The following is a 21,963-nucleotide window of genomic DNA, read 5'->3' on the forward strand; positions in this document are numbered from 1 at the left end:
AAATAGGCGGCCACGGCGAGCTCGCGCCCGTTCAGGGTCGCGTCCCCGATCCCGGTCACGCCGTCCTCGGTGGTGATCCGCAGGGTCACGAAGTTCCGGGAGGGGCTGGTGACGAACACTTCAGCGGCAATGATTTTCACAACAGGTCCAGGCTTTCTTGGTCGGTGAATGTCGGGCGCGCCGGATAGCCGCCAGTGTGGTTCAGCACGGGTGGTTCAGCACGGGGGGCTTAGCGCTGGGTGGTTCCGCCCGGCGTGGTCGCGAGCAGTGCCAGCTCCGCACGGCCGGGCAGGCCTTCCCAGTCCCCCTCGGTGCTGACGGCGAAGGCTCCCGCCAGGGCGCCGCGCTGCAGGCGGCCGGCGACGTCGGCGCCGTCGAGCAGGGCGGACAGGTAGCCGGCGGTGAAGGCATCCCCGGCGCCCACGGTATCGATGCTGGTCACAGGCACGGCGGGCACTTCCCACCGCCCGTCGGCGGTGTGGACACCGGCGCCGGCGGCGCCGCGCTTGACCACGACTTCGCGGACGCCGCGCTCCAGCAGTTCGGCGGCCATGGCTGTTTCGGCGGTATCTGCATCTGTATCGGCATCGCCGGGGTGCGGTGATCCCTCCGGGCCAGCTCCCACCGGGTCAGCGACCAGCCCGAGCTCATCGTCGGAGGCGATCACGATGCTGGCGTGCCGGGCGAGCGGCGAGAGCGCGGCGCGGGCCTCCTCCCGGGTCCAGAGCTTGCTGCGGTAATTGACGTCGAGGGAGACCTCCATGCCTTCGGCGGCGGCGCGCTCGGCCGCGTACTCCACGGCCTTGCGGGCGTCGGGGCTGAGGGCGGCGGTGATGCCGGTCAGATGCAGGATCCGGGCCCCGGCCGCCAGGGCACGGTCCAGGTCCTCCCGGCCGAGGGTGGACCCGGCGGATCCGGCGCGGTAGTAGAAGGCCCGGGTGACATCCGCGGTGCGCTGTTCAAGGAACATCACCCCGGTGTTCCTTGCCGCGTCAATCCGGTGCCGCAGCCCGATCCCCTCGGCGCGCAGCTGCCGCAGAATGTACTCCCCGTGCGGGTCAGCGCCGACAACCCCGGCCCAGGTGACGCTGTGCCCGAGCCGGGCGACCCCGACGGCCACGTTCGATTCGGCCCCGGCCACGTGCATGCCGAGGCTGCCGCCGGCGGACAACGGGCCGGTGGACCGCAGCGAGACCATGGACTCGCCAAACGTCAGCAGGTCGACGCCCTCCCCAGCCAAAGCCGGGCCGACGGCGGCCATCACCGCAGGCTCTCCGCGCGGGGGCGGCCGAACCCGGCGGCCAGGGTCACGAAACCGCGGGCCCGCTCCCGCATCGGGGCGAGGTCGCCGCCGGAGCCGGCATCGCCGAACAGCGGTCCGCCGAGCCCCACGGCAATGGCGCCGGCTTCCCAGTAGCCCTCGGCTTCATCCAGCCCGACGCCGCCGACGGCGATGAACGGGATCCCGGGGAACGGGTCGCGGAGCGCCTTGAGGTAGCCCGGACCGCCGATGGAAGCGGGGAAGAGCTTGACGGCCGTGGCGCCGCGGTTCATGGCTTCGTGGGCTTCGCTGGGTGTCAGCGCACCGGCGAGCACAGGCAGTGCCAGCCGGGCCGACTCGGCAATCGACTCTGCCAGCGACGGGGTCACCATGAACTGGCCGCCCGCCTCGGCGACGCGGGCAACGTCCCGGGCCGTCAGCACCGTTCCGGCACCGACGAAGCAGCCCGCGGGGGCGGCCGCGCGGACTTCCCGGATGGCTTCAAGGGCCCGCGGCGTGGTGAGCGCTATTTCGACATACCGGAAGCCCTCCTCCATCGCCGCGAGGGCTGCCTTCGCGGCGGCCGCGCCGTCCGTGCCGCGCACAATGGCCACCAGCCGGCTTTCCTGGATCCCGGCCAGCAGCAGTTCGGGCGTCAGGGTGTTCTCCATGTCAGGCTTCTCCTTCGGGGCAAATACGTCAGGGCAAATACGCCGGGGCAACAGGTCCGGTCCCAGCGTTCCGGCGTTCACCACTCGGCGAAGGCGCCGTCGGGGTGCCGCCAGACGGGACCGCGCCAGGCATGCCCGCGCTTGTCCGCGGCCCGGACCACGGCCTCGTCAATCTCGATGCCCAGGCCCGGGCCGGTGAGCCGTTCGATGTGTCCGTCCACGAACTTCAGCGGGGACTTGTCCACCACGTAGTCCAGGACTTCGGCGCCCTGGTTGTAGTGGATGCCGATGCTTTGCTCCTGGATCAGGAAGTTGGGCGTCGCGAAGCCCACCTGCAGGCAGGCGGCGAGCGCCAGCGGGCCCAGCGGGCAGTGCGGGGCGAGCTGGACCTCGTAGATTTCGGCGAGCGAGGCGATTTTGCGGACCTCGGTGATGCCGCCGGCGTGGGAGAGGTCCGGTTGGGCCACGGCGATGCCGGCCTGCAGCGCGGGCAGGAATTCCTGCCGGCTGTAGAGCCGCTCACCGGTGGAGACCGGCGTCGTCGTGGAGGACGTGAACTCGCGCAGCAGGTGCGTGTTTTCCGGGACCACCGGCTCTTCGAGGAAGAAGGGCCGGTACGGTTCCAGCAGCGGCGCCACCCGGCGGGCGTTGGCGAGGCTGAAGCGGCCGTGGAAGTCCACGGCGACGTCGCGGTGGTCGCCGAGGACCTCGCGGGCGGCGGCGACGCGGCGGACGACGCCGTCGAGCTCGGCCACGGAGGCGATGGGGCTCATCCGGCCGCTGGCGTTCATCTTGACCGCCGTCAGCCCGACCTCCAGCTGCGCGCTGATCTGGTCCGCCACCTCATTGGGCTCATCCCCGCCCACCCAGCCGTACATCCGGATCCGGTCCCGGACGTGGCCGCCGAGCAGCTGGTGCACGGGCGTGTTGAAGTGCTTGCCGGCGATGTCCCAGAGGGCCTGGTCCAGGCCGGACACGGCGCTGGCCAGGATGGGCCCGCCGCGGTAGAAGGACCCTTTGGTCATGACCTGCCAGTGGTCCTCGATCCGGAGCGCGTCGTTGCCGATGAGCAGCTCGGAGAGCTGGTCGACGGCGGTGCGCACGGTTTCGCTGCGGCCTTCGCAGCTCGCCTCGCCCCAGCCGACGATCCCGCTGTCCGTCTCGATCCGGACGAAGAGCCAGCGCGGAGCGACGAGGAACGTTTCAATCCTGCTGATGAGTGTCATCTGTTGCCTAGCCCTTGGTCGCGCCGGCGGTCATGCCGGAGACGATGTACTTCTGCGTGAAGAGCGCAATGATCATGATCGGAATGGTGACCACCGTGGCGGCCGCCATGAGTCCGCCCCAGTCGATACTGGCGTAGGAGACGAAGTCGAAGATCGCGACCGGCAGGGTCTTGGTCTTGGAGCCGGAGAGCACCAGGGCGAACATGAAGTTGTTCCACGAGAAGATGAAGGACAGGATGCCGGCGGTGGCCATGCCGGCGACGGAGAGCGGCAGGGTGATGCGGCGGAAGGCGCCGATCGGGGTGAGGCCGTCCACCTGGGCCGACTCCTCCAGCTCCAGCGGCAGGGAATCGAAGTAGCTCATCATGATGTACACGATCAGCGGCAGCGCGACGAACATGTGGCTGAGGATCAGCACCTCGAAGCCGCCCACCATCTTCAGGTTGGAGAAGACGTAGTACCAGGGCACCAGCAGGGAGACGCCGGGGATGACGCGGGCCATCAGGACCACAAGGGCCGAGCGGTGCATCGTGAACCGGCTCATGGCGTAGGCGGCGGGCACGCCCAGGACCAGCGACAGGGCAGTGGAGACGAAGGCCACCCAGAAGCTGTTGAAGATGAAGACGAAGTAGTTGTTCCGCTGCAGCACATTGGCGTAGTTCTCGAACGTCGGGGTGAACAGGAACGACCTGCCGGTGTCGTAGATGTCCACGTTGGTCTTGAGGGAGGCCAGCAGCATCCAGAACAGCGGGGCGATCAGGAACAGCACCACCGCCACCAGTGCCGCCACGCGGAACACTTTGTACGCGCGGGTGCCCAGCGGCTTCCGGGGGCGCGGCGCCGGTGTGGGCCGGGCGGGGTCTGCGGTCCGGGGTTCGGTGTTTTCTGTGTTTTCTGTCAGTACGGTCATTTGCTTACCGCTTTCTTGCGCATGGTCAGCAGCCACATGGAGCCGATGATGATCATGAAGAACAGGATCAGCACCGCGGAGGAGAGCCCGTACTGGTTGTAGTCGAAGCTCAGCCCGTAGGCGTAGACGTTGAGCGTTTCCACCTCGTGGAAGGACCCGCCGCCCTTGCCCTTGGTGGCGTAGAGGATGTCGAAGGTCTTCAGGGCGTCGATGCCCCGGAGCAGGATGGCGACGATCACGGTCGGCATCATGAGGGGCAGCGTGATGAAGAAAAAGCGCTGGAAGGCGTTGGCGCCGTCCATCCGGGCCGCCTCGTCGGGTTCCTCGGAGAGCGAGGTCAGTCCGGCCAGGAGGATCAGGACCACCATGGGGGTCCACTGCCACACGTCCATGAAGATGGTGGTGCCGAGCGCCGTGTCCTGGCCGGAGAGCCAGGGCTGGGCGGGAATCCCGACCATGCCGAGCAGCTGGTTGACGAAGCCGATGTTGGGATCGAAGATCAGCCGCCACATCATGCCGACGGCCACGGGAGTGGCTACGAGCGGGAGCAGGATGGCCACGCGGACCCATTTTTCGCCGCGGAACGGGCGCCACAGCAGCAGCGCAATGCACATGCCGAGGACCACTTCGCAGACAAGGGCAACGCCGGTGAAGCTCAGCGTGCGGCCGACGGCGGGCCAGAAGCGTTCGACGTCGGAGAGGACCGTGAGGTAGTTCTGCACGCCGACAAAATCGGAGGCCGCCCGGACCGAGCCCTGCGAATCGGTCAGGCTCAGGTACAGGGTCCAGCCGAGGGGGAAAACGATCAGGACGCCGACGAAGATCATGGCGGGGACGGCGAAGAGCCATTTGCGGTGCCGGTTGGCCCAGCCGGAGAAGTTCTCGCGTGCACCGGGGGTGCGGGCGCCCTTGCGGCCGGACGGCGGCTGGGTCTGGGCGCTGCGGGGAGTGGTCAATACAGACATGGTTCACCTAAGGAGTTGGGGGTGAAGTGAAAAGCTGGCCGCGGCGGGACGGCATCGGACCGCCGTCCCGCCGGGCTGTTTGGTGCTCAGGCGCAGTGCTCAGGCGCGAAGCCTGGCTGGCGCGCCGGGGGCGCTACTTCTTTTCGCTGTCCAGGAACTTCTGGAAGGCGTCGTGCGCCGTGTCGGCTGCGGCGGACGAGTCAGAGCCGGTGATAGTGGCGACGATCGGGCCGCCCACGATTTCGCGGGCCTTGCCTACGGTGACAACCTCGGGACGGTCGTGCCCGACGCCGTTCTTGGCGCTGGCGGAGATGGCCTCGGCGAGGTCCTTCGGGTAGGTGGAGGTGCCGGCCTGGTCCGCCCAGACCGAGGCGCGGGGTCCGGGGACTCCGGCCTTCTGTGCCTCGAGGGTGCGTTCCTTACTGGTGGCCCACTGGATGAACTTCCAGGCGTTGTCCTGGTTGCTGGATGCCTGGTTGATGGCGAGGCCCCAGGACGGGATGTTGTACGGCTTGGAGCCGGCGGGGCCGGCGGGCAGTGCGGCGAAGCCGACGGTGTCGGCGACCTTGGACTTGGCCGGGTCGGTGGCGTTCTTGTAGAGCGAGTCGGCCTCCGTGTAGAAGGCGGCCTTGCCCTGGGTGAAGATCGCCATTGCCTCGGGCCAGCTCATGTCGGTGCTGACGTTGGCGGGGCCGTAGTTCTTGATCAGGCCGCCGTAGAACGCGTAGGCCTTCTTCGCAGCGTCGGAGTTGACGGCGGACTTGCCGCTGGCGTCGGTGAAGTCGCCGCCGAAGCTGTACAGGAAGCTGGAGAACTGGGTGACGGCGGCGGACTTGCCGGTGCGGGCCACGAAGCCGGCCGTGCCCGGGGAGGAAGCCTTGATGGCCTTGGCCGCGGCTTCGAGCTCGTCCATGGTCTTGGGAACCTCCAGGCCGGCGGCCTTCAGCAGGTCCTTGCGGTAGTAGAGGACTTCGCGCTCGGTGATGATCGGGACGCCGACCACCTTGCCGTCAGCGGTGGTGGCCTTGACCGGGCCCTCCTGGTAGTCCTTCCAGTCCCACGCGGCGTCCGAGGAGACCTTGGACGTCAGGTCCGCGAGGTAGCCGTTCTTCGCGAACGCCTTTCCTTCCTGGAGCGGGCGGTACATCATGACGTCGATCTCGTCGCTGCCGGCGTTGAGCTTGACGTTGTACTGGTCCGAGAGCTGGTCTTCGCCCAGCTGGGTCAGTTCGACCTTGAGCCCGCTGGACTTCTCGAATTCCGGAATGGCTGCCTTGATGCCCTCGGTCCAGACGTGGTTGGCGAGGGTGACCCGTACGGTGCCGGAGGTCTTGGCGTCGGCGCTGCCGCTGGCCCCGCCGCAGGCAGTCAGGCCCAGGGAAAGGACGGCGGCGACGGCCGCGTACTTCGCAATTGAACGTCGCTTCATTACGACTTCCTTTGGTTTTCAGGGCTGGGCGTCTCTGTCCAGCCGGCTGCAAATGCATCTTTACATCTGCTCTGGAAGTGATCTTAGGTAAATAAAGCAGATTTATACAAGACCTTGGGGGCTCCCAGTATGATTTATTTATGAAAACTCCAAAGGCGGAGCCAACAGCAGACCTGCACGCCGTGCTGCTCCAGAACCTGGGGCTTGCCATCGCCGAAGGGACGCTGGCACCGCACTCGATCCTGCGCCTGGACGAGATTGAGGCCCGGCACAACGTCTCCCGGTCCGTGGTGCGGGAAGCCACCCGCGTGCTGTCCTCCAAGGGGATGCTGGAGTCGCGGCGGCGGCTGGGGACGGTGGTGCAGCCGGAGGAATCGTGGAATGCGTACGACCCGCAGGTAATCCGCTGGCGGCTGGCCTCGTCAAAGCGGCTGGCGCAGCTGCAGGCCCTGAACGAGCTCCGCGGGGCAATCGAACCGGCGGCCGCCCGCCTCGCCGCCGGGAGGGCTTCCTGGGATGCCGGGAGCGACCTCGTCTCGCTGGCCGCTCGGCTGTGGGCATCCGGCCAGCGCGGAGACCGGGACGAGTTCCTGCGGCTCGACATCGAATTCCACGCGTCAGTACTCCGGGCCTCCGGCAACGCCATGTTCGCCCAGCTGCATAACCTGGTCACCGAGGTCCTGACCGGGCGCACCCAGCACGGCCTCATGCCGCACTTGCCACACCACGAGGCCCTGCAGCTGCACGTCGATGTGGCCAGCGCCATTCAGCGCGGCGAGGCGGACGCCGCGCACGCCGGCATGAGAAGGATCGTGGAGCAGTCCACGGAGGAAATGGGCGACATCTGGTCCAGCTATCATGCCGGCGGCCCCGCCTCCCCGGAAGGGCAGCACTCCCCCGAATGACAGCGCGGGGTCACCTCCGGCCCATCGCCACCCCCCGGACCGGCGCTACGTGACCCCGCGTTGCCTTGTTAGCCCGTTGCCTTGTTAGCGGCCGCCCTCGAGCTTCCGGCTGCGCTGTTCCTGGGCCATCGGCCCGTACGGATAGACTCCGACGCGCGGCCGGCTGGCCTCGGTCAGCCGCTCCGTCTCCCCCGCGGTGAGCCGCAGATCCGCGGCCGCGAGATTGTCCGCCAGCTGCGCGGTGGTGCGGGCGCCCAGGATCACCGAGGTGACCGCCGGCCGGTCCGCCAGCCAGGCCAGCGCCACCTGGGAAGGGCTCACGCCGTGGCGCCCGGCGGTCTGCTCCACCTCGGCAATCACGTCCCAGGTGCGCGGATCGGCGTTGCGGGCCGCCCAGGCCTCCATCCCCCGTTTCGGGTTTTCGCCCAGACGGGTGGCCCCGGCCGGCGGCTGGTCGCGCTTGTACTTGCCGGACAGCCACCCGCCGCCCAGAGGGGACCATGGCAGCAGCCCGATCCCGGCGTCGAGTGCGGCCGGCACAATTTCCGACTCGATCTCACGGACCAGCAGGCTGTACTGCGGCTGCAGCGTCACCGGGGCACTCCAGCCATGTGCCTTCGCCACATGGACCGCTTTGGTCAACTGCCAGCCCAGGAAGTTGGAGAAGCCGTAGTAGGCGATTTTGCCGCTGGTTACGGCGTCGTGCAGGAACCGGAGGGTCTCCTCGAGGGGCGTAACAGGGTCCCACGCGTGCAGCTGGTAGAGATCGATCTGTTCTACGCCGAGCCGGCGCAGCGAGTCATCGAGTGCCCGGACAAGGTGCCGGCGGGAGGTTCCGACGTCGTTGGGGGCCTGGCCCATCGGGAAGCGGCCCTTCGTGGCCACCACCGCCCGGTCCCGGACCTCGGCCCGGTCCGCCAGCCACCGGCCGATGATTTCCTCCGACACCCCCGAGCTGTAGACGTCGGCGGTGTCGATGAAGTTGCCACCGGCCGCGAAGTAGTCATCCAGGATCGCGCGGGATTGCTCCTCGGTGGCCTCGGCGCCAAAAGTCATGGTGCCCAGCGCATAGTTGGAGACGACGGCGCCGCTGTTGCCCAGGGTGCGGTATTGCATGGAGCTCCTCAAGTTGGGGTCAGTCTTCCGTGGGGGTGGTGCGCAGCGGGTGGTAGTTCCGCCAGGTGTGCTCCGGCGCGTAGCCCAGTAGCCGTTTGGCCTTGTCGATCGAGAGCATGGTCTCGTGCTCGGCCAGGTCCTTGACTACTTTGACGTTCGGGAACACCTCGGCGGCCAGGCTGGCGCTGGAGCGGCTCATCACCGTGTCCTCGTTGGCGATGATGAACGCCTCGAACCCGGGCTTGCCGTGCTCCAGGGCTCGGGCCACGGCCTGGGCGCCGTCCCGGCCGTCAATGTAGCCCCAGAGATTCCACTTGCGCGCCCGCGCGTCGTGGTCGAAGGAGGGGAATTCCTCGTAGTCCTCCGGGTCCATCACATTGGAGAACCGCAGGCCGGTGATGCTCAGGGCCGGGTCCCAGCGGGTCAGCTGGATGGCCATCTGCTCCTCAAGGTGTTTGACCAGGGAGTACGTGCTTTCCGGCCGGGCGGGGTAGTCCTCGTCCACCGGGATGTAGGGAGGGTCGACGTCGAAAGGCAGCCCCAGCACCGTCTCACTGGACGCGTAGACGATTTTCTTGATCCCGGCCCGCCGGGCAGCCTGGAACACGTTGTAGGTGGACTGCATGTTGTTCTCGAAGGTGGCGGCATCCGGGGCATGTCCCGGTGCGGGAATCGCGGCCAGGTGCACCACGGCGTCAAAGCCGGCATGGCGGTCCTCCAGGCCGAGGAACACGTCCACCACCTGGCCGTAGTTGCGCAGGTCCACCTCCGTGAAGCCCGGGCCGCGCGCACCGGTGCGGTCCAGATTGGTCACCTCGTGCCCGTCATCGCTGAGCCGCCGCACGACGTTTCGGCCCAGCTTTCCACTTCCTCCGGTAACAGCAACTTTCATCAGGAACTCCTCGGGTGGCAGGCTCGGCTGACCGTCATGGTCAGGCCGGGGGGCCGGCACCTGCTCCGGTGCCGGCGGTCACCGTTCCACCCTAAGCGGAGGCGGCCACGGTGCCCAGCCCCGCGTGACTTTCGGCCCTAGGCAGTCCCGGGGGCAGGGGCAAGGCTGGGGACCATGAACGGTGATCAGCGCATTGTCGTGGGTGTGGACGGTTCCGAGTTTTCGACGACGGCGCTCCGCCTCGCCGGGCGCATGTCCACCGCTCTGAACATCCCGTTGGAAGTCATCACATGCCTGGGAACTTCCGATTTCTTCCTGGCCTCCCACCTGCCCGAGGACAGAACGCCCACCCTCGATGAGCTGGAGGAGACCGCCGAACGCCTCGTGGACCAGGCACTGGAGCGGGCCTTCGGCGAATCGCGTCCGGAAGGACTTACCCGCTCGGTCAAGTTCGGGGCGCCCGCCAAGGTCCTCGTCGAGGAAAGCCAGCACGCCGAAATGCTCGTGGTGGGCCGGCGCGGCAAGGGCGGCTTCCTCCATCAGGTCATGGGCTCGGTGAGCGCGGCCGTCGCGGCCCACTCCCACTGCCCGGTGGTGGTGGTTGGGCCGGAATCGGATGACCCCAGGGGCCGGACCAGCGCATGAGGTCCCTCGCGTGAGCGGTCAGCACGTCCCCGGCCGGTTGCGCGGACCGCTCGCGGCGCTGGCTGCGGCATCGGCGGGCGCAGCCTACGTCCTGGCTGTCCGGCCGCGGCTCCTGCGCTGGGGGGCTACCACCCAGGAGGCCGCCGGCCCGCTCGCCGGGGACGAGATCGTGCCCGCCCCGCGCATGCAAAGCACCCGCGCGATCACTATTGCGGCCCCGGTGGCAGAGGTCTGGCCGTGGCTTGTCCAGATGGGCGCCGGGCGGGGCGGTTTCTACTCCTACGACTGGCTCGAACGCGGCGCGGGTCTGGGCATCCGGAGCGCGGACCGGATTCTTCCGGAGCTGCAGCGCCTGAAAGTTGGCGACGTCGTTCCGCTGTCCCCCGACGGCGGCCTTCCGGTCCGGCTCATCCAGTCCGGGGCGGCGCTGGGGCTGGGCGGAACCATCGATCTGCGCACGGGGAGGATGTCGCCGGCAGGGGTCCGTCCCATCGGGCGCCGGCTGGACGTCGGCTGGACGTTCGTGTTGCGACCTGCTGGGCCCCAGGCCACCAGGCTGCTGTCCCGCACCCGGTACGACTTTTCGCCCCTGGCGGAGGGTCTGGCCCTGCGTGCACTGCTGGAACCGGTGCAGTTCCTGATGGAACGGCGGATGCTCCTGGGGATCCGGTCCAGGGCAGAGGGCCGCCGGCGCTAGGGTCCGCGGGATTCGTGGTCCCGGCCCTCCCCGGTTCTGGCCACCTCAGACGCCCGCGGCCCCTCAGACGCCCGCGGCCCGCGCGCCGGCACCGTTCGGGGGAAGCAGGTAGTCGACAAACCAGTCCCGCGCCAGGATGGCCGCCGCCGCGAGCGTGCCCGGCTCTTCAAACAAGTGCGTTGCCCCCTGCACGACGGCGAGCTGGCTGGGACTGCGCATCATCGCCTTCGCCCGGCGGTTCAGTTCCAGGACCTCGTGGTCCAGGCTCCCCACAATCAGGAGCGTGGGCGCCTTGACGGCGGACAACCGCGGGCCGGCGAGGTCGGGGCGGCCGCCGCGGGACACGACAGCCGCGATCCGCGCCGACGGCTCCGACGCCGCCCACAGTGCAGCCCCGGCTCCCGTGCTCGCACCGAAGTACCCCAGAGCGCAGGAGGCCGTGTCCGCCCGGGTGGAAAGCCAGTCCGTTGCCGAGGACAGCCTGCGGGCCAGGAGTTCGATGTCAAAGACGTTGGCGCGGTGGCGCTCCTCCGCCGGCGTCAGCAGGTCCAGCAGCAGCGTGCCGAGACCGGCCTGTTGCAGGACGCCGGCCACGTACCGGTTCCGGGGGCTGTGGCGGCTGCTGCCGCTGCCATGGGCGAACAGCACCACGGCGCTGGCCGGCACCGGAAGGTGCAGCTGGGCCTGGAGCCGCACCGCGCGGGACGGGATTTCCACTTCCTCGTCGACGTCGGCGGCGTTGTCGGCGCGGATCGCCGTCGAGGTCCAGAAGGGCGGCGGTGCGGCCTCGACGCGTTTGGCCGCAAGATCGAGCAGGCGCAGCACCTCGTCGTCGTCAGTCGGCGAGAAGTCCCGGTAGTGGTATCCGACGGCGGTGAACTGGCGCGGCGTCGCCAGGCAGACCACTTCGTCCGGTTCCGTCAGGTCGGCGAGGGTCTCGGCGGGGGCAACCGGAACGGCCAGGATCACGCGGGCCGCACCCTGTTTGCGGGCGACCCGGCAGGCCACGCGGGCGGTGGAGCCGGTGGCGATCCCGTCGTCGACGATCACCGCGATGCGTCCGGTCAGGTCGTGCCGGGTCCGGCCCTTCCGGAACAGGACCACCCGGTTTTCCAGCACGCCGCGTTCGCGTTCTTCAACAGCTTGGAGTTCCGCACCGCTGATCCGCGCATGGGCCAGGACCTCCTCGTCCAGGACTTTGGCGCCGCCTTCACCGATAGCCCCCATGGCGAGCTCGGGCTGGTAGGGAAGCCCAAGTTTCCGCACCACAATCACATCCAGGGGAGCATCCAGGGCTGCGGCGACTTCGAAGGCCACAGGCACGCCGCCGCGCGGCAGGCCCAAGACCACAATGTCCTGGCCACGCAATTCCGCCAGACGCCTGCCGAGCTGCCTGCCGGCGTCGACCCTGTCTTCAAAAATGCTCATGGGCTATGGCTTTCAAGTCGAAGCGTGGGCCATCGGCCATCAGTCGTGTGCTGCTGAAACTGGTGCGCTCCTACGGGTTCCCCTAACCCGAACAGGACCAGGTGGCCGCTGACTCCAACTATCCGCCCGCGCCCGAAACCCTGTGAGGGCCTTTATGCCCGAGTTTGCGTCGGCGGCGCCAGCCCGGGCCACGGTGGACGAGCAGCGGCCTGGCCGCCGGGATGCTGAAGCGGGCGGCCCGGCGGGCGATGCGGTGGGTCTGGCCGCGGTGCCGGAGCGCCGCCGGCTCGCGTGAGACAGGCTGCTGGGCGGCCCGGGAGTAGAACCAGACTTTCGCCATTTCCACCAGCACCAGGTACACCACTGCCATCCCGAGCAGGGCGAGGAAGAACGGCACAGGCAGCGGATCGAAGCCCAGCACGCCGGCCAGGGGCGAGAACGGCAGGTACACCCCGAGGGCCACCACGCCCAGGGAGGCCCCGACCAGGCCCAGCGACGGCCTGCTCCGGAAAAAGGGCACGCGCCGGGTCCTGATGACGAAGATGATCAGCGTCTGCGTCACGATGGACTCGATGAACCAGCCGGCCCGGAATTCGCCCGGAACCGCGTCGAAGACGAAAAGCATGAGGGCGAAGGTCGCGAAGTCGAAGATGGAGCTGATGGGGCCAAACAGGAACATGAAACGCCGGATGAAGCCGATGTCCCAATGCGATGGGGCCACCAGCTGTTCCTTGTCCACCCGGTCGCCCGGAATGGCCAGCTGGCCGGCATCGTAGAGCAGGTTGTTGAGCAGAATCTGGCCCGGCAGCATGGGCAGGAAACTCAACACCACGGAGGCCGTGGCCGCGCTGAACATGTTGCCGAAGTTGCTGGACGTGCCCATGAGAACGTACTTGATGGTGTTGGCGAAGATCCGCCGGCCTTCCATGACGCCCTCGGCCAACACCCCCAGGTCCTTGTCGAGCAGCACGACGTCGGCAGCGTCCTTGGCGACGTCGGTGGCGCTGTCGACCGAGATGCCGATGTCCGCGGCATGCAGTGCGAGGGCGTCGTTGACGCCGTCGCCCATGAACCCGACGGCGCCGCCGCTTAGCCGCAGCAGCCGGATGATCCGCGCCTTCTGTTCCGGCGACACGCGGGCGAAGATGCTCGCCTCCCGTGCGGCGGCGGCCAGCTCCGGATCGGACATGGCCTCCACGGCGGCGCCGCTGAGCGTCCCGCCGGAGAGCACGCCGAGTTCGTCACAGACCTTTTCGGCGACCCTGGCGTTGTCGCCGGTGGCGATCTTGACCGTAATGCCGAGCGCCTCGAGCTGGTCAAGGGAGGCCCGTGCATTGGCTTTGGGCCGGTCCAGGAAGATGAGGAAACCGGCAAGGACCAGATCCTTCTCGTCGGGCGGCGTCAGGTCCTCCAGGCCGCCAGCGGGTCGCGTTCCGACAGCCACCACCCGGGATCCGGCGTCGAACTGCTTGTCCAGCACCGCCTGCACGTCCGCCGGCGTGCCCACGCAGAGGGCCAGGACGTCTTCCGGCGAGCCCTTTGTGATGATGCGGGCAGGTCCGTTCGCTTCGCGCACCAGCACGCTGGTCCGGCGGCGCTGGTGGTCGAAGTCTATGACGTCCAGGCGTTCGTAGCGCTCCGGCCGGAAGCCCGCCGCGTCGGGTGATTCCCAGAGGGCTGCATCCAAGGGGTTCAGGCCAACCGTAGAGAGCCTCGCCTCGGCGTATTCGGCCTCTGTCGCCAGCAGTCCGAGCGTGAGCAGCTCAGCGGGCTCGATGCCCGCGCCGACGGGCAGCGCGGCGGTGAAGCTGATCCGGCCCTCGGTCAGCGTCCCGGTCTTGTCCGTGACCAGGATGTCCATGTCGCCCAGGTCCTCGATGCAGACCAGGCGCTTCACCAGGACCTTGCGCCGGGCCAGCTGCCGGGTGCCCGTGGCCAGGCTGGTGCTGACCACCGCGGGCAGCAGCTGCGGAGTGATGCCGACCGCGATCGCCAGGGAGAACAGCAGGGATTCGATCACGGGCCGGTGCAGCAGCAGGTTCGCGACGAAGATGAGCGAGCTCAGCCCGATGGCCACCTGCAGCAGCAGGAAGGAGAACCGTTTGAGGCCCAGCTGGAACTCGGTCTGCGGCTGCCGTTCGCCCAGGCCCAGTGCAATCCGGCCGAATTCCGCCCGGCCTCCGGTGGCGACCACCACTGCCGTGCAGCTGCCGGACTGGAGCACGGTCCCCATGAAGACGCAGCTGGTCAGGTCCGCCAGCGGGGCATCCTGCGGCACGGGCGCAGGATCCTTGGCGACCGGCAGCGATTCCCCGGTCAGGATGCTTTCATCACACAGGAGGTCCTTGGCCGTCAGCACCCGCATGTCCGCCGGAATGATCGCGCCGATCCCCAGGTGGACGACGTCGCCGGGCACCAGCGCGGTGACCTCGATTTCGCCCGGACTTCCGTCGCGGACGACGACGGCGCGGTGCGTGACGCGGGAATGCAAGGCCTCCGCAGCGCGTTCGGCCCGGTATTCGTTGCTGAACCCCAGCCCGACGCTGACCAGCAGGATCACGCCGATGACGATCGCGTTCGTGGCGTCCCCGAGAAACAGTGAAAGCCCGGCGGTGATGAGCAGGAGGAGCAGGATGGGGCTGGCCAGCTGCCGGCCGAGCACCGACCACCCGCTGGCCATGTGTGTCCGCACCGCATTCGGCCCCATTTGGGTCAGGCGCCTGCCCGCTTCGGCACCCGTCAGTCCGTTCCCGCCCGAGCCCAGCTCGGCCAACACGGCGGCAACGGGCCGGCCCGCGGCGCGGGCGATCGCCAGCGGGGCGGAGGGTAAGTCCTTGACGTCCAGCTCTGGCATACGGAATCCGTTCGCGACATTTCGCCTAAGGCACAGCTTATGCCCGGGACGAACGGTTCAGGAGCCGTCGGGGCCGGAGCCCGTGTGGAACCTGCGTTTCCCGGATGTATATACTCTCCCGGTACGGTTTTGCAGCGAGCCGTTGGATTGTTCTTCGATCCGGCCGCTGCCGTATCCGCCCCTTGCCGCGGCGGGAAGCACAGCCGGGTCGTCTTGACCTGAGTGAAACGGCACAACAGATAAGTGGTCAGCGAGTCAACCGCAAATTCAATAAACCAGCAGCTGCATGAACTGGTGCTCAGCAGCTCCGACGTCGAGGACTTCCTCGGGGAGCTGGCCCGCGTATCCGCGCGCAGCCTGTCCGAGCCCGGGGACGAGATCCTGTGCGGCATCACGCTCCTGCGGGAAAAGAAGGCGGCCACCGTCGCGAGCAGCAGCCCCGCCGCGCAGGCCATGGACGAAATCCAGTACACCTTCGGTGACGGCCCTTGCATGACGGCTTCCCGGGAACAGGTAACCGTCCACGTTGGGGACCTTGAACTCGATGGCCGTTGGCCGCAGTACGCCGCGGCGGTGCGGGGGCACGGCTTCCGGTCGATCCTGGCGCTGCCGTTCCTGCTGGAAGGCGAGACCCGGGCCGCCCTGAACCTCTATTCGCACCGGCCGGGCCGGTTCGATCACCGCGCCACGGAGCTGGCCCGTGACTTCGTCCACCAGACGTCCATGGCGCTGCGCCTCGCCGTCCGGTTCGCGCACAGCAGCGATACAGCCGCCAACCTCAAGGCCACTCTGGAGACGCGGACCGTGATCGACGTCGCCGTCGGCATCATCATGGCGCAGAACCGCTGCAGCCAGGACGAGGCGTTCGAGCTGCTGAAGTCGGCCTCGAGCGCCCGGAACATCAAGCTCCACGCCGTCGCGGCCGGCGTGGTCGAGTCACTCGGGCAGGGCCCCACCCGGACCCACTTCGACGTCTAACCCCGGCCCCGAGCAGCCAGTGCGGTCAGGCCGGGCTTCCGGGCAGCGGCTCGCCCGCCGCCGCGCCAAGGCCCGTGAACGCCAGAATGCCGTCCCGCACTTCGAGGGCCCGGTTGTGCTGGACGACATGCCCGGTTCCCTGCACTTCCAGCAGCCGCCCGCGGCTGGCGAGCCCGGCCAGCCGGCGGCACCAGTCTGCATCCGCGATGGGGTCATTGGCGCCGCGCACCACGAGGACCGGTGCGCTGACGCCGGCGATCTTCTGTTCCATCGGGTACTCCATCATGACCTGCAGGGTCTTGAAGTACCAGGACGGGCCGCAACGCAGGTAGTCGGTGAAAACCAAGGCGTTCGAGGAGGGACTCTCGTAGAACAGGCAGTCACGGCCCAGCGCCAGGCCCATCTGTGCCACGGTGCCGTGTCTGGGGTCCACCACGGGACCCATCAGCACCACATTCGAGATCTGTTCCGGCTGCTGAAGGGCCGCCTCGAGAGCCATCTGTGTTCCCATTGAGTGCCCCACCAGCACTATTTCCGCAACGCCAAGCTGTTCCATGGCGCCGAGGATGTAACGGGCGTGGTCGGCAATGGACAGCTGGTACGCGGGCTTGGGGGTGGCACCGAATCCCGGCAGGTCGATGGAGTAGGTCTCCCTCGACCCGGCCAGGAGCCGGTGCAGCCGGCGCAAGTAGCGGTGTGACGCGCCGATTCCGTGGATGAGCACGACGGCGGGCGCGGACCCGCCGGCCATTTCGCGCGAGGCGAAGACGTGGCCGGCGTGGCCCGCGGCTGAAATCTCCAGGCGGACCGGACCGGTCATGCTGTAAACGACCGCGGCGGGGAGCACGGGTACAGGAGGGACCGCGTGGCAGCTGCCGGGGTCATGAAGGGCTCGTTTCGTCGCCGGGTGGTCAGCCCATTCTAGTAAGCCTGCTGGCTAGAACCCTGACGCCGTGCGGGGCGGCCGGCCCTTCAGGATGATCGGGCGGATCAGTTGTCCCGTTTGTCCCGCTCCTCGAACTCCTCATCGAGGTCATAGTGCCGGAATTCCGTCTCCGGATTCGGCTCGCCCTCCACCACGTACTCATAGTCCAATTGGCGCTCGACTTGGCTGTCGAGGACCTGAAGATCCTTGTCCGGCAACTTGCTGAGATCCTCCGGGAAGTCATCTTCCGGGCTGAGGTGCAGCTTCTCGGTCATTGCATGGCTCCCTTGGCCAGGGGATGGACTCGCGCTTGCACTGTCCTGGCTGCATTCAGGATAGCCCTTACTGCCGGCGCGGCCGAGGGCCCGTTTTAGGCGGGCTCGGAGCCTACGTTTACCAGCCAGTCCACACCAAACCGGTCCTTGCACATGCCGAAGACGTCGCCCCAGGGTGCCTTCTCCAGCGGCATGGCGACTGTGCCGCCATCGGCCAGCTTGTCGAAGTAGCCGCGGAGCTCAGCTTCGTTGGCTCCGCTCAGGGACACGGAAAAGTTGTTGCCCGCGGTGTAGTCCATGCTGTTGGGCGTGTCCGCGCCCATCAGCACCATGCCGGCGTCCGTCCTGAGCTGGGCATGCATGATTTTCTCCTGCTCCGCCGGGTCTTCGCTGGCGTGGTATTCGGCGAAGGTACTCATGGTCAGTTCCCCGCCGAACACCGACTGGTAGAAGGTCATGGCGTCTTTCGCGTTGTTGCGGAAGCCGAGGTAGGGATTGAGCGTAGTCATGTCCGAAACTCCTTGCTGTTGGGGGCGCCGGCCGGGCGGCAACGACGACGTTGCACGGTACAGGGCATATCCTGCCGCAAAACCAACAGCGTGGGTAGATGTCCGGCCGCGGAACCGGGCAGCCGGCGACTAAGCAGGTGAACGGCCGGCCGAATGCGTCCGACGGCGGCCGGTGCCGCCGTCGGACGCTGCGGCGGGATTGCGGCTACGGCGTCTGGCCTGCGTGCTCGCCTTCGGCGATTTCCTCAAGGAGTTTGGCGTTGAAGGCCGGAAGGTCACGCGGGCTGCGGCTGGTCACCAGGCCCTGGTCCACCACGACCTCCTCGTCAGTCCAGATCGCGCCGGCATTCCTCAGGTCCGTCTGCAGCGTGTGGTAGGAAGTCAGGTTCCTGCCGCTGACCACGCCGGCGTCGATGAGCAGCCACGGCCCGTGGCAGATGGCGGCGACGGGCTTGTGCTGCTCGAAGAAGGCACGCGTGAACGCCTGGGCCTCCTTGTCGACCCTGAGGTGATCGGCGTTGACCACGCCGCCGGGGATGACCAGGGCGTGGAAATCGGCGGCGTCGGCCCGCCCCACGGCGAGGTCGACGGCGAACCGCTGTCCCTTTTCGGTGCCGTCATAGCCCTGCAGCTCTCCGCTCTTCGGCGAGACCAGGGTTGGCACACCGCCGGCTTCCTTGACGGCATCCCACGGGCTGGTCAGCTCCACTTGCTCCACACCGTCCGTCAGCAGGAACGCGACTTTCTTGCCGGAAAGATTGTGCTCTGACATGTGTCCTCCTCGTGCCGGGCGCGGGCCGGGCAATATTCGTTCAGTGCCGGCGCCACGCGCAGTGTCCCACTTGGTTTGCAGTGTTAACTCTAGAAAGCCGCCAAGTCGTAAGCAAGCTGATGATGCATTGCAGGGATCCCGCCGGCACCGGACGGGAAGCTGAGAGAATGGGCCCATGGAAGTCGCTTTCGGGCTGCTGGCCCTCGTCGCCATCGTCTGTGCCTGCAGCGCACTGGGCCAAAGGATCAACATCTCCGTCCCACTGCTGCTGGTGCTGGCCGGCGTGGTGTGCTCGTTCCTGCCGTTCGTTCCGACCATCGAGCTGAACCCCGAAATCGTTCTGGTCGGGCTGTTGCCGCCGCTGCTCTATGCGGCGGCGCTGCAGTCCTCGCTGTTCGATTTCCGTTCCAACCGCCGCTCCATCGGCCTGTTGTCGGTCGGCTACGTCATTTTCGGCACCGTCAGCGTCGGGCTGGTGGTCGCCTGGCTGTTTCCCGAGATCCCGCTGGCGGCCGCCATGGCCCTGGGCGCCGTCGTCGCGCCCCCTGACGCCGTGGCGGCGACGGCGATTGCGCGAAAGGTGGGCATGCCCCGCCGGGTTGTCACCATCCTGGAGGGCGAATCGCTGGTCAACGACGCCACGGCGCTGGTCTGCCTGCGTGCTGCCATCGCCGCGATCGCCGGAGTTGTCTCCGCCGCGGAGATTGCCGGCGGCTTCGTCCTGGCGGTTGGCGGAGGCGTGGCGGTGGGCGTTGCCGCGGCCTTCGTGCTCACAGCGCTCCGCAAGCGGATCCGCAACGTGGCCATCAACACTTCCACTTCCCTGATCGCCCCGCTTGTCGCCTACCTCCCGGCGGAAGCGATCCACGCCTCCGGCGTCCTGGCCGTCGTCGTCACCGGGCTGATCATGGGGACCAAGGCGCCGTCCATGCCAAACGGGGCGGCCCGGCTGAGCCAGCGCAGCAATTGGCACACGGTCCAGTTCCTGCTGGAGAACTCCGTTTTCCTGCTGATCGGGCTGCAGGTCCGGACCATCATCGAGGGCGTCCGGGATGACTCGCTGGGGCCGGAACGGATCTGGTTCGGCTGTGCCGCCGTGCTGCTGGCCGTGCTGGTCCTGCGCCCCGTCTGGGTCTTCCCCGCAACGTACCTGCCGCGGCTCATTCCCGCGGTCCGGCGCAAGGATCCCGCGCCGCCCTGGCAATTTCCGGCGATCGTCTCCTGGGCCGGCATGCGCGGCGTGGTGACGCTTGCCGCCGTCCTGGTCCTGCCGGCGGAGCTGGAGCACCGCTCGGTCCTGATCCTGATGGCCCTCGTGGTGGTGGCCGGCACGCTGACCCTGCAGGGTTTCACGCTCCCGGCCCTGGTCCGGTTGCTGCACGTGAAGGGACCGGACCCGCGCGAGGACGCGCTCAACGAGGCCTCGCTGATGCAGATGGCGACGGCGGCGGGCGTGCAGCGGCTCCAGGAACTGCGTTCGGACGCCGATCCCCCCGAAGTCGTGGCGATGCTCAAACGGCGCACCCAGGAGCGCGGGCTGGCCGCATGGGAGCGGCTGGGCCGGCCGTCCGCCGAAGCCGCCACCCCCAGCCAGCGGTACGCCCAACTCCGGCTGGCGATGCTGGACGCCGAGCGCACCAAGGTCCTCGAGCTGCGGCGCGGCGGCGGATACGCGCACGAGGTCCTGGTCAACGTCCTTGACCGCCTCGACGTCGAAGAGTCCATGCTGGACGCCGCACTGGAGGAACCGGACGCGGACGGCAGCGGCGGCGAGGGAATCGCCCGGCCCCGCGGCGTTTGTCCGCACCTGGAGGCCGCCCCCGATCCCACCGTCCCGTCTGGTCCCTTCTGCGAGGCGTGCGAACGGGAGGGGACGACGACGGTGCATCTGCGGATGTGCCTGCAGTGCGGCAACGTGGCCTGCTGCGATTCCTCGCCGGGAACCCACGCGTACAAACACTTCCAGCTCAGCGGCCACCCCGTCATGCGCAGCGTCGAGCCCGGCGAGGACTGGCGCTGGTGCTACCCGGACGAACTTCTTGGCTAGGCCGCAGGCGCCGGCCAGTGCCGTCCGGCGTCGGTCCCGGGCGCCCCTGTTCACCGCACCATCCCCTCCGTAGGCTGGAAGGGGACCTGCTGGAAGTGGACCCTGCGAAGAGAAGGCTGCCTGCCGCCGTCGGACGAAAAGAGGACACCATGGACAATCAAGACATCCTGGAGCGCATCAAGGCCCTGGTGGAGGAGGAACACGGCCTCCGCGAAGGCTCAACCCAGTCTGGCGGGACCGGAGGCCCGGACATCCTCCGGCTGCAGCAGGTGGAAGAACAACTGGATCAGTGCTGGGACCTGCTCCGCCAGCGGCGCGCGAAAAAAGACTATGGCGAGAACCCCGACGAGGCGGAAGTGCGGCCGGTCAGCGAGGTCGAAGGCTACCAAAGCTAGCCCCCGGGCCCTGACCTGACAGGCAGGCAGGCAGTCCATGCTGATCGCGCTGCTGGGAGACGTCATGCTGGGCCGGCTGGTGAACCGGCACCTGGCAGCGGCCAGGCCTGCCTATCCGTGGGGCGACACGCTGGCGGTCCTGGAGCAGGCGGACGTCCGCGTCGCCAACCTCGAGTGTGTCCTGGCGGCCGGCGGCGAGCCCGAACCCGGCAAGATCTTCCATTTCCGCTCGGACCCGAAGAATGTGGCCAGCCTCCTCGCGGCCGGGATCGACGTCGTCTCGCTGGCCAACAACCACGTCCTGGATTTCGGCCAGGACGCGTTCGGGGAGATGCTGCCGGCGCTGGACGGCTGCGGCATCCTCCATGCCGGGGCCGGCCCCGACCTGGAGGCCGCCCGCCGCCCGGCCGTGTGGCGCGTGGGCGCCGTCGCCGTCGGATTCATTGCCTTCACGGACAACGAGCCCGGCTGGGAGGCGGGCACCGCGGCTCCCGGGGTCTACTACGTCCCGGTGGAGGATGTCCCCATCGATGACGCCGGCCGGCGCGGCGGGACACGATTGGACGGACTCTTGGAACTGGTCGCCAGGACCAAGGCCCGCGTCCAGGTCCTCATCGTGTCAGCCCATTGGGGCGGCAACTGGGGCTACGACGTCCCGGCCGGGCACCAGGACCTTGCCCGGAACCTCATCGAGGCCGGGGCCGACGTCGTGTTCGGCCACTCGCCGCACATATTTCGCGGCGTCGGCATCCACCGGAACCGTCCCATCATCTACAGTGCCGGGGACTTCATTGACGACTACGCTGTGGACCCGGTCGAGCGCAATGACCAGTCTTTCGTGTTCATGCTCGACACCGACGCCGGCGCGCCCCGAACGCTTCGGCTGCATCCGACCACCATCGACGGATTCCAGGCGCGCCTGGCCCGCGGATCGGCACCCGATATTGCCGCCCGGATGCAGCGGCTGAGCGGTCAGCTGGGCACGCTGGGCTACTGGAACGCCTCCGGCCGCTGCCTTGAGATTCCGCTGGACCAAAACTGAATCGCTGTAGTGGGCCAGCCG

Annotated in this window: 21 protein-coding genes and 1 pseudogene; 7 read left to right on the forward strand and 15 right to left on the reverse strand. The window is 68.2% G+C overall.

The window, feature by feature from the left end:
* The 7 genes and pseudogenes from AC1DKN_RS11925 to AC1DKN_RS11955 form a co-directional block, all read right to left on the reverse strand.
* A pseudogene (locus AC1DKN_RS11925) lies at positions 1-140 on the reverse strand (bifunctional D-altronate/D-mannonate dehydratase); the annotation flags it as partial.
* A gap of 89 nt (positions 141-229) precedes the next feature.
* Positions 230-1,261: a sugar kinase gene (locus AC1DKN_RS11930; protein ID WP_476871357.1), complete on the reverse strand. Its 1,032-nt coding sequence runs from the start codon at positions 1,259-1,261 to the stop codon at positions 230-232.
* Positions 1,261-1,932: a bifunctional 4-hydroxy-2-oxoglutarate aldolase/2-dehydro-3-deoxy-phosphogluconate aldolase gene (locus tag AC1DKN_RS11935; RefSeq protein WP_476851730.1), complete on the reverse strand. Its 672-nt coding sequence runs from the start codon at positions 1,930-1,932 to the stop codon at positions 1,261-1,263. The genes AC1DKN_RS11930 and AC1DKN_RS11935 overlap by 1 nt, the downstream gene beginning before the upstream one ends.
* Positions 1,933-2,009: 77 nt before the next feature.
* Entirely contained in the window at positions 2,010-3,158 is a 1,149-nt protein-coding gene (gene dgoD / locus AC1DKN_RS11940) for a galactonate dehydratase (RefSeq protein ID WP_056430100.1), read from the reverse strand.
* A gap of 7 nt (positions 3,159-3,165) precedes the next feature.
* On the reverse strand, positions 3,166-4,068 hold the full coding sequence (locus AC1DKN_RS11945; RefSeq protein ID WP_476871358.1) for a carbohydrate ABC transporter permease: 903 nt from the start codon (positions 4,066-4,068) through the stop codon (positions 3,166-3,168).
* On the reverse strand, positions 4,065-5,033 hold the full coding sequence (locus tag AC1DKN_RS11950; protein WP_476871359.1) for a carbohydrate ABC transporter permease: 969 nt from the start codon (positions 5,031-5,033) through the stop codon (positions 4,065-4,067). The genes AC1DKN_RS11945 and AC1DKN_RS11950 overlap by 4 nt, the downstream gene beginning before the upstream one ends.
* Positions 5,034-5,166: 133 nt before the next feature.
* Entirely contained in the window at positions 5,167-6,462 is a 1,296-nt protein-coding gene (locus AC1DKN_RS11955; protein ID WP_223913573.1) for an ABC transporter substrate-binding protein, read from the reverse strand.
* 140 nt (positions 6,463-6,602) lie between these two features.
* Here AC1DKN_RS11955 and AC1DKN_RS11960 point away from each other — a divergent pair, with 140 nt between their 5' ends.
* Entirely contained in the window at positions 6,603-7,367 is a 765-nt protein-coding gene (locus tag AC1DKN_RS11960) for a FadR/GntR family transcriptional regulator (protein WP_476871360.1), read from the forward strand.
* A gap of 84 nt (positions 7,368-7,451) precedes the next feature.
* Here AC1DKN_RS11960 and AC1DKN_RS11965 read toward each other — a convergent pair whose 3' ends face one another.
* Positions 7,452-8,483, reverse strand: coding sequence for an aldo/keto reductase (locus tag AC1DKN_RS11965; RefSeq protein WP_476871361.1), 1,032 nt, complete (start codon positions 8,481-8,483; stop codon positions 7,452-7,454).
* A 19-nt stretch (positions 8,484-8,502) separates the two neighbouring features.
* Entirely contained in the window at positions 8,503-9,375 is an 873-nt protein-coding gene (locus AC1DKN_RS11970; RefSeq protein ID WP_476871362.1) for an NAD-dependent epimerase/dehydratase family protein, read from the reverse strand.
* A 174-nt stretch (positions 9,376-9,549) separates the two neighbouring features.
* Between AC1DKN_RS11970 and AC1DKN_RS11975 the strand changes: the two genes are divergently transcribed.
* A complete protein-coding gene (locus tag AC1DKN_RS11975) occupies positions 9,550-10,020 on the forward strand; it encodes a universal stress protein (protein WP_223913569.1) in 471 nt (156 codons plus the stop codon).
* Between the two features lie 10 nt (positions 10,021-10,030).
* Positions 10,031-10,717, forward strand: a complete 687-nt coding sequence (locus AC1DKN_RS11980; RefSeq protein WP_476851736.1) for an SRPBCC family protein — start codon at positions 10,031-10,033, stop codon at positions 10,715-10,717.
* A gap of 63 nt (positions 10,718-10,780) precedes the next feature.
* On the opposite strand, the gene AC1DKN_RS11985 is transcribed toward AC1DKN_RS11980, so the two are convergent.
* Positions 10,781-12,145 (reverse strand): phosphoribosyltransferase family protein, encoded by a 1,365-nt coding sequence (locus tag AC1DKN_RS11985; protein WP_476857980.1) that lies wholly within the window; start codon positions 12,143-12,145, stop codon positions 10,781-10,783.
* 118 nt (positions 12,146-12,263) lie between these two features.
* The gene (mgtA, locus tag AC1DKN_RS11990) at positions 12,264-14,999 is read right to left on the reverse strand and encodes a magnesium-translocating P-type ATPase (RefSeq protein ID WP_476871363.1); all 2,736 of its coding nucleotides are present in this window, start codon (positions 14,997-14,999) and stop codon (positions 12,264-12,266) included.
* A 243-nt stretch (positions 15,000-15,242) separates the two neighbouring features.
* Here mgtA and AC1DKN_RS11995 point away from each other — a divergent pair, with 243 nt between their 5' ends.
* Positions 15,243-15,977 carry a GAF and ANTAR domain-containing protein gene (locus AC1DKN_RS11995; RefSeq protein ID WP_476851739.1) on the forward strand — a complete coding sequence of 245 codons (735 nt, stop codon included), beginning with the start codon at positions 15,243-15,245 and terminating at the stop codon, positions 15,975-15,977.
* 25 nt (positions 15,978-16,002) lie between these two features.
* On the opposite strand, the gene AC1DKN_RS12000 is transcribed toward AC1DKN_RS11995, so the two are convergent.
* The 4 genes from AC1DKN_RS12000 to AC1DKN_RS12015 form a co-directional block, all read right to left on the reverse strand.
* Entirely contained in the window at positions 16,003-16,797 is a 795-nt protein-coding gene (locus AC1DKN_RS12000; RefSeq protein ID WP_476871364.1) for an alpha/beta fold hydrolase, read from the reverse strand.
* A gap of 170 nt (positions 16,798-16,967) precedes the next feature.
* Positions 16,968-17,177, reverse strand: coding sequence for a hypothetical protein (locus AC1DKN_RS12005; protein ID WP_028276113.1), 210 nt, complete (start codon positions 17,175-17,177; stop codon positions 16,968-16,970).
* Between the two features lie 95 nt (positions 17,178-17,272).
* Positions 17,273-17,686 (reverse strand): VOC family protein, encoded by a 414-nt coding sequence (locus tag AC1DKN_RS12010; protein WP_476871365.1) that lies wholly within the window; start codon positions 17,684-17,686, stop codon positions 17,273-17,275.
* Positions 17,687-17,891: 205 nt separating this feature from the next.
* Positions 17,892-18,458: a type 1 glutamine amidotransferase domain-containing protein gene (locus AC1DKN_RS12015; RefSeq protein ID WP_476871366.1), complete on the reverse strand. Its 567-nt coding sequence runs from the start codon at positions 18,456-18,458 to the stop codon at positions 17,892-17,894.
* 175 nt (positions 18,459-18,633) lie between these two features.
* On the opposite strand from AC1DKN_RS12015, the gene AC1DKN_RS12020 reads away from it, so the two are divergent.
* The 3 genes from AC1DKN_RS12020 (at position 18,634) to AC1DKN_RS12030 (ending at position 21,942) form a co-directional block, all read left to right on the forward strand.
* Positions 18,634-20,505, forward strand: a complete 1,872-nt coding sequence (locus AC1DKN_RS12020; RefSeq protein ID WP_476871367.1) for a Na+/H+ antiporter — start codon at positions 18,634-18,636, stop codon at positions 20,503-20,505.
* Between the two features lie 149 nt (positions 20,506-20,654).
* Positions 20,655-20,900, forward strand: a complete 246-nt coding sequence (locus AC1DKN_RS12025; RefSeq protein WP_223913561.1) for a DUF2630 family protein — start codon at positions 20,655-20,657, stop codon at positions 20,898-20,900.
* 37 nt (positions 20,901-20,937) lie between these two features.
* The gene (locus tag AC1DKN_RS12030; RefSeq protein WP_476871368.1) at positions 20,938-21,942 is read left to right on the forward strand and encodes a CapA family protein; all 1,005 of its coding nucleotides are present in this window, start codon (positions 20,938-20,940) and stop codon (positions 21,940-21,942) included.
* Positions 21,943-21,963 lie beyond the last annotated feature (21 nt).

This window comes from Arthrobacter sp. 01N444 (assembly GCF_056399305.1).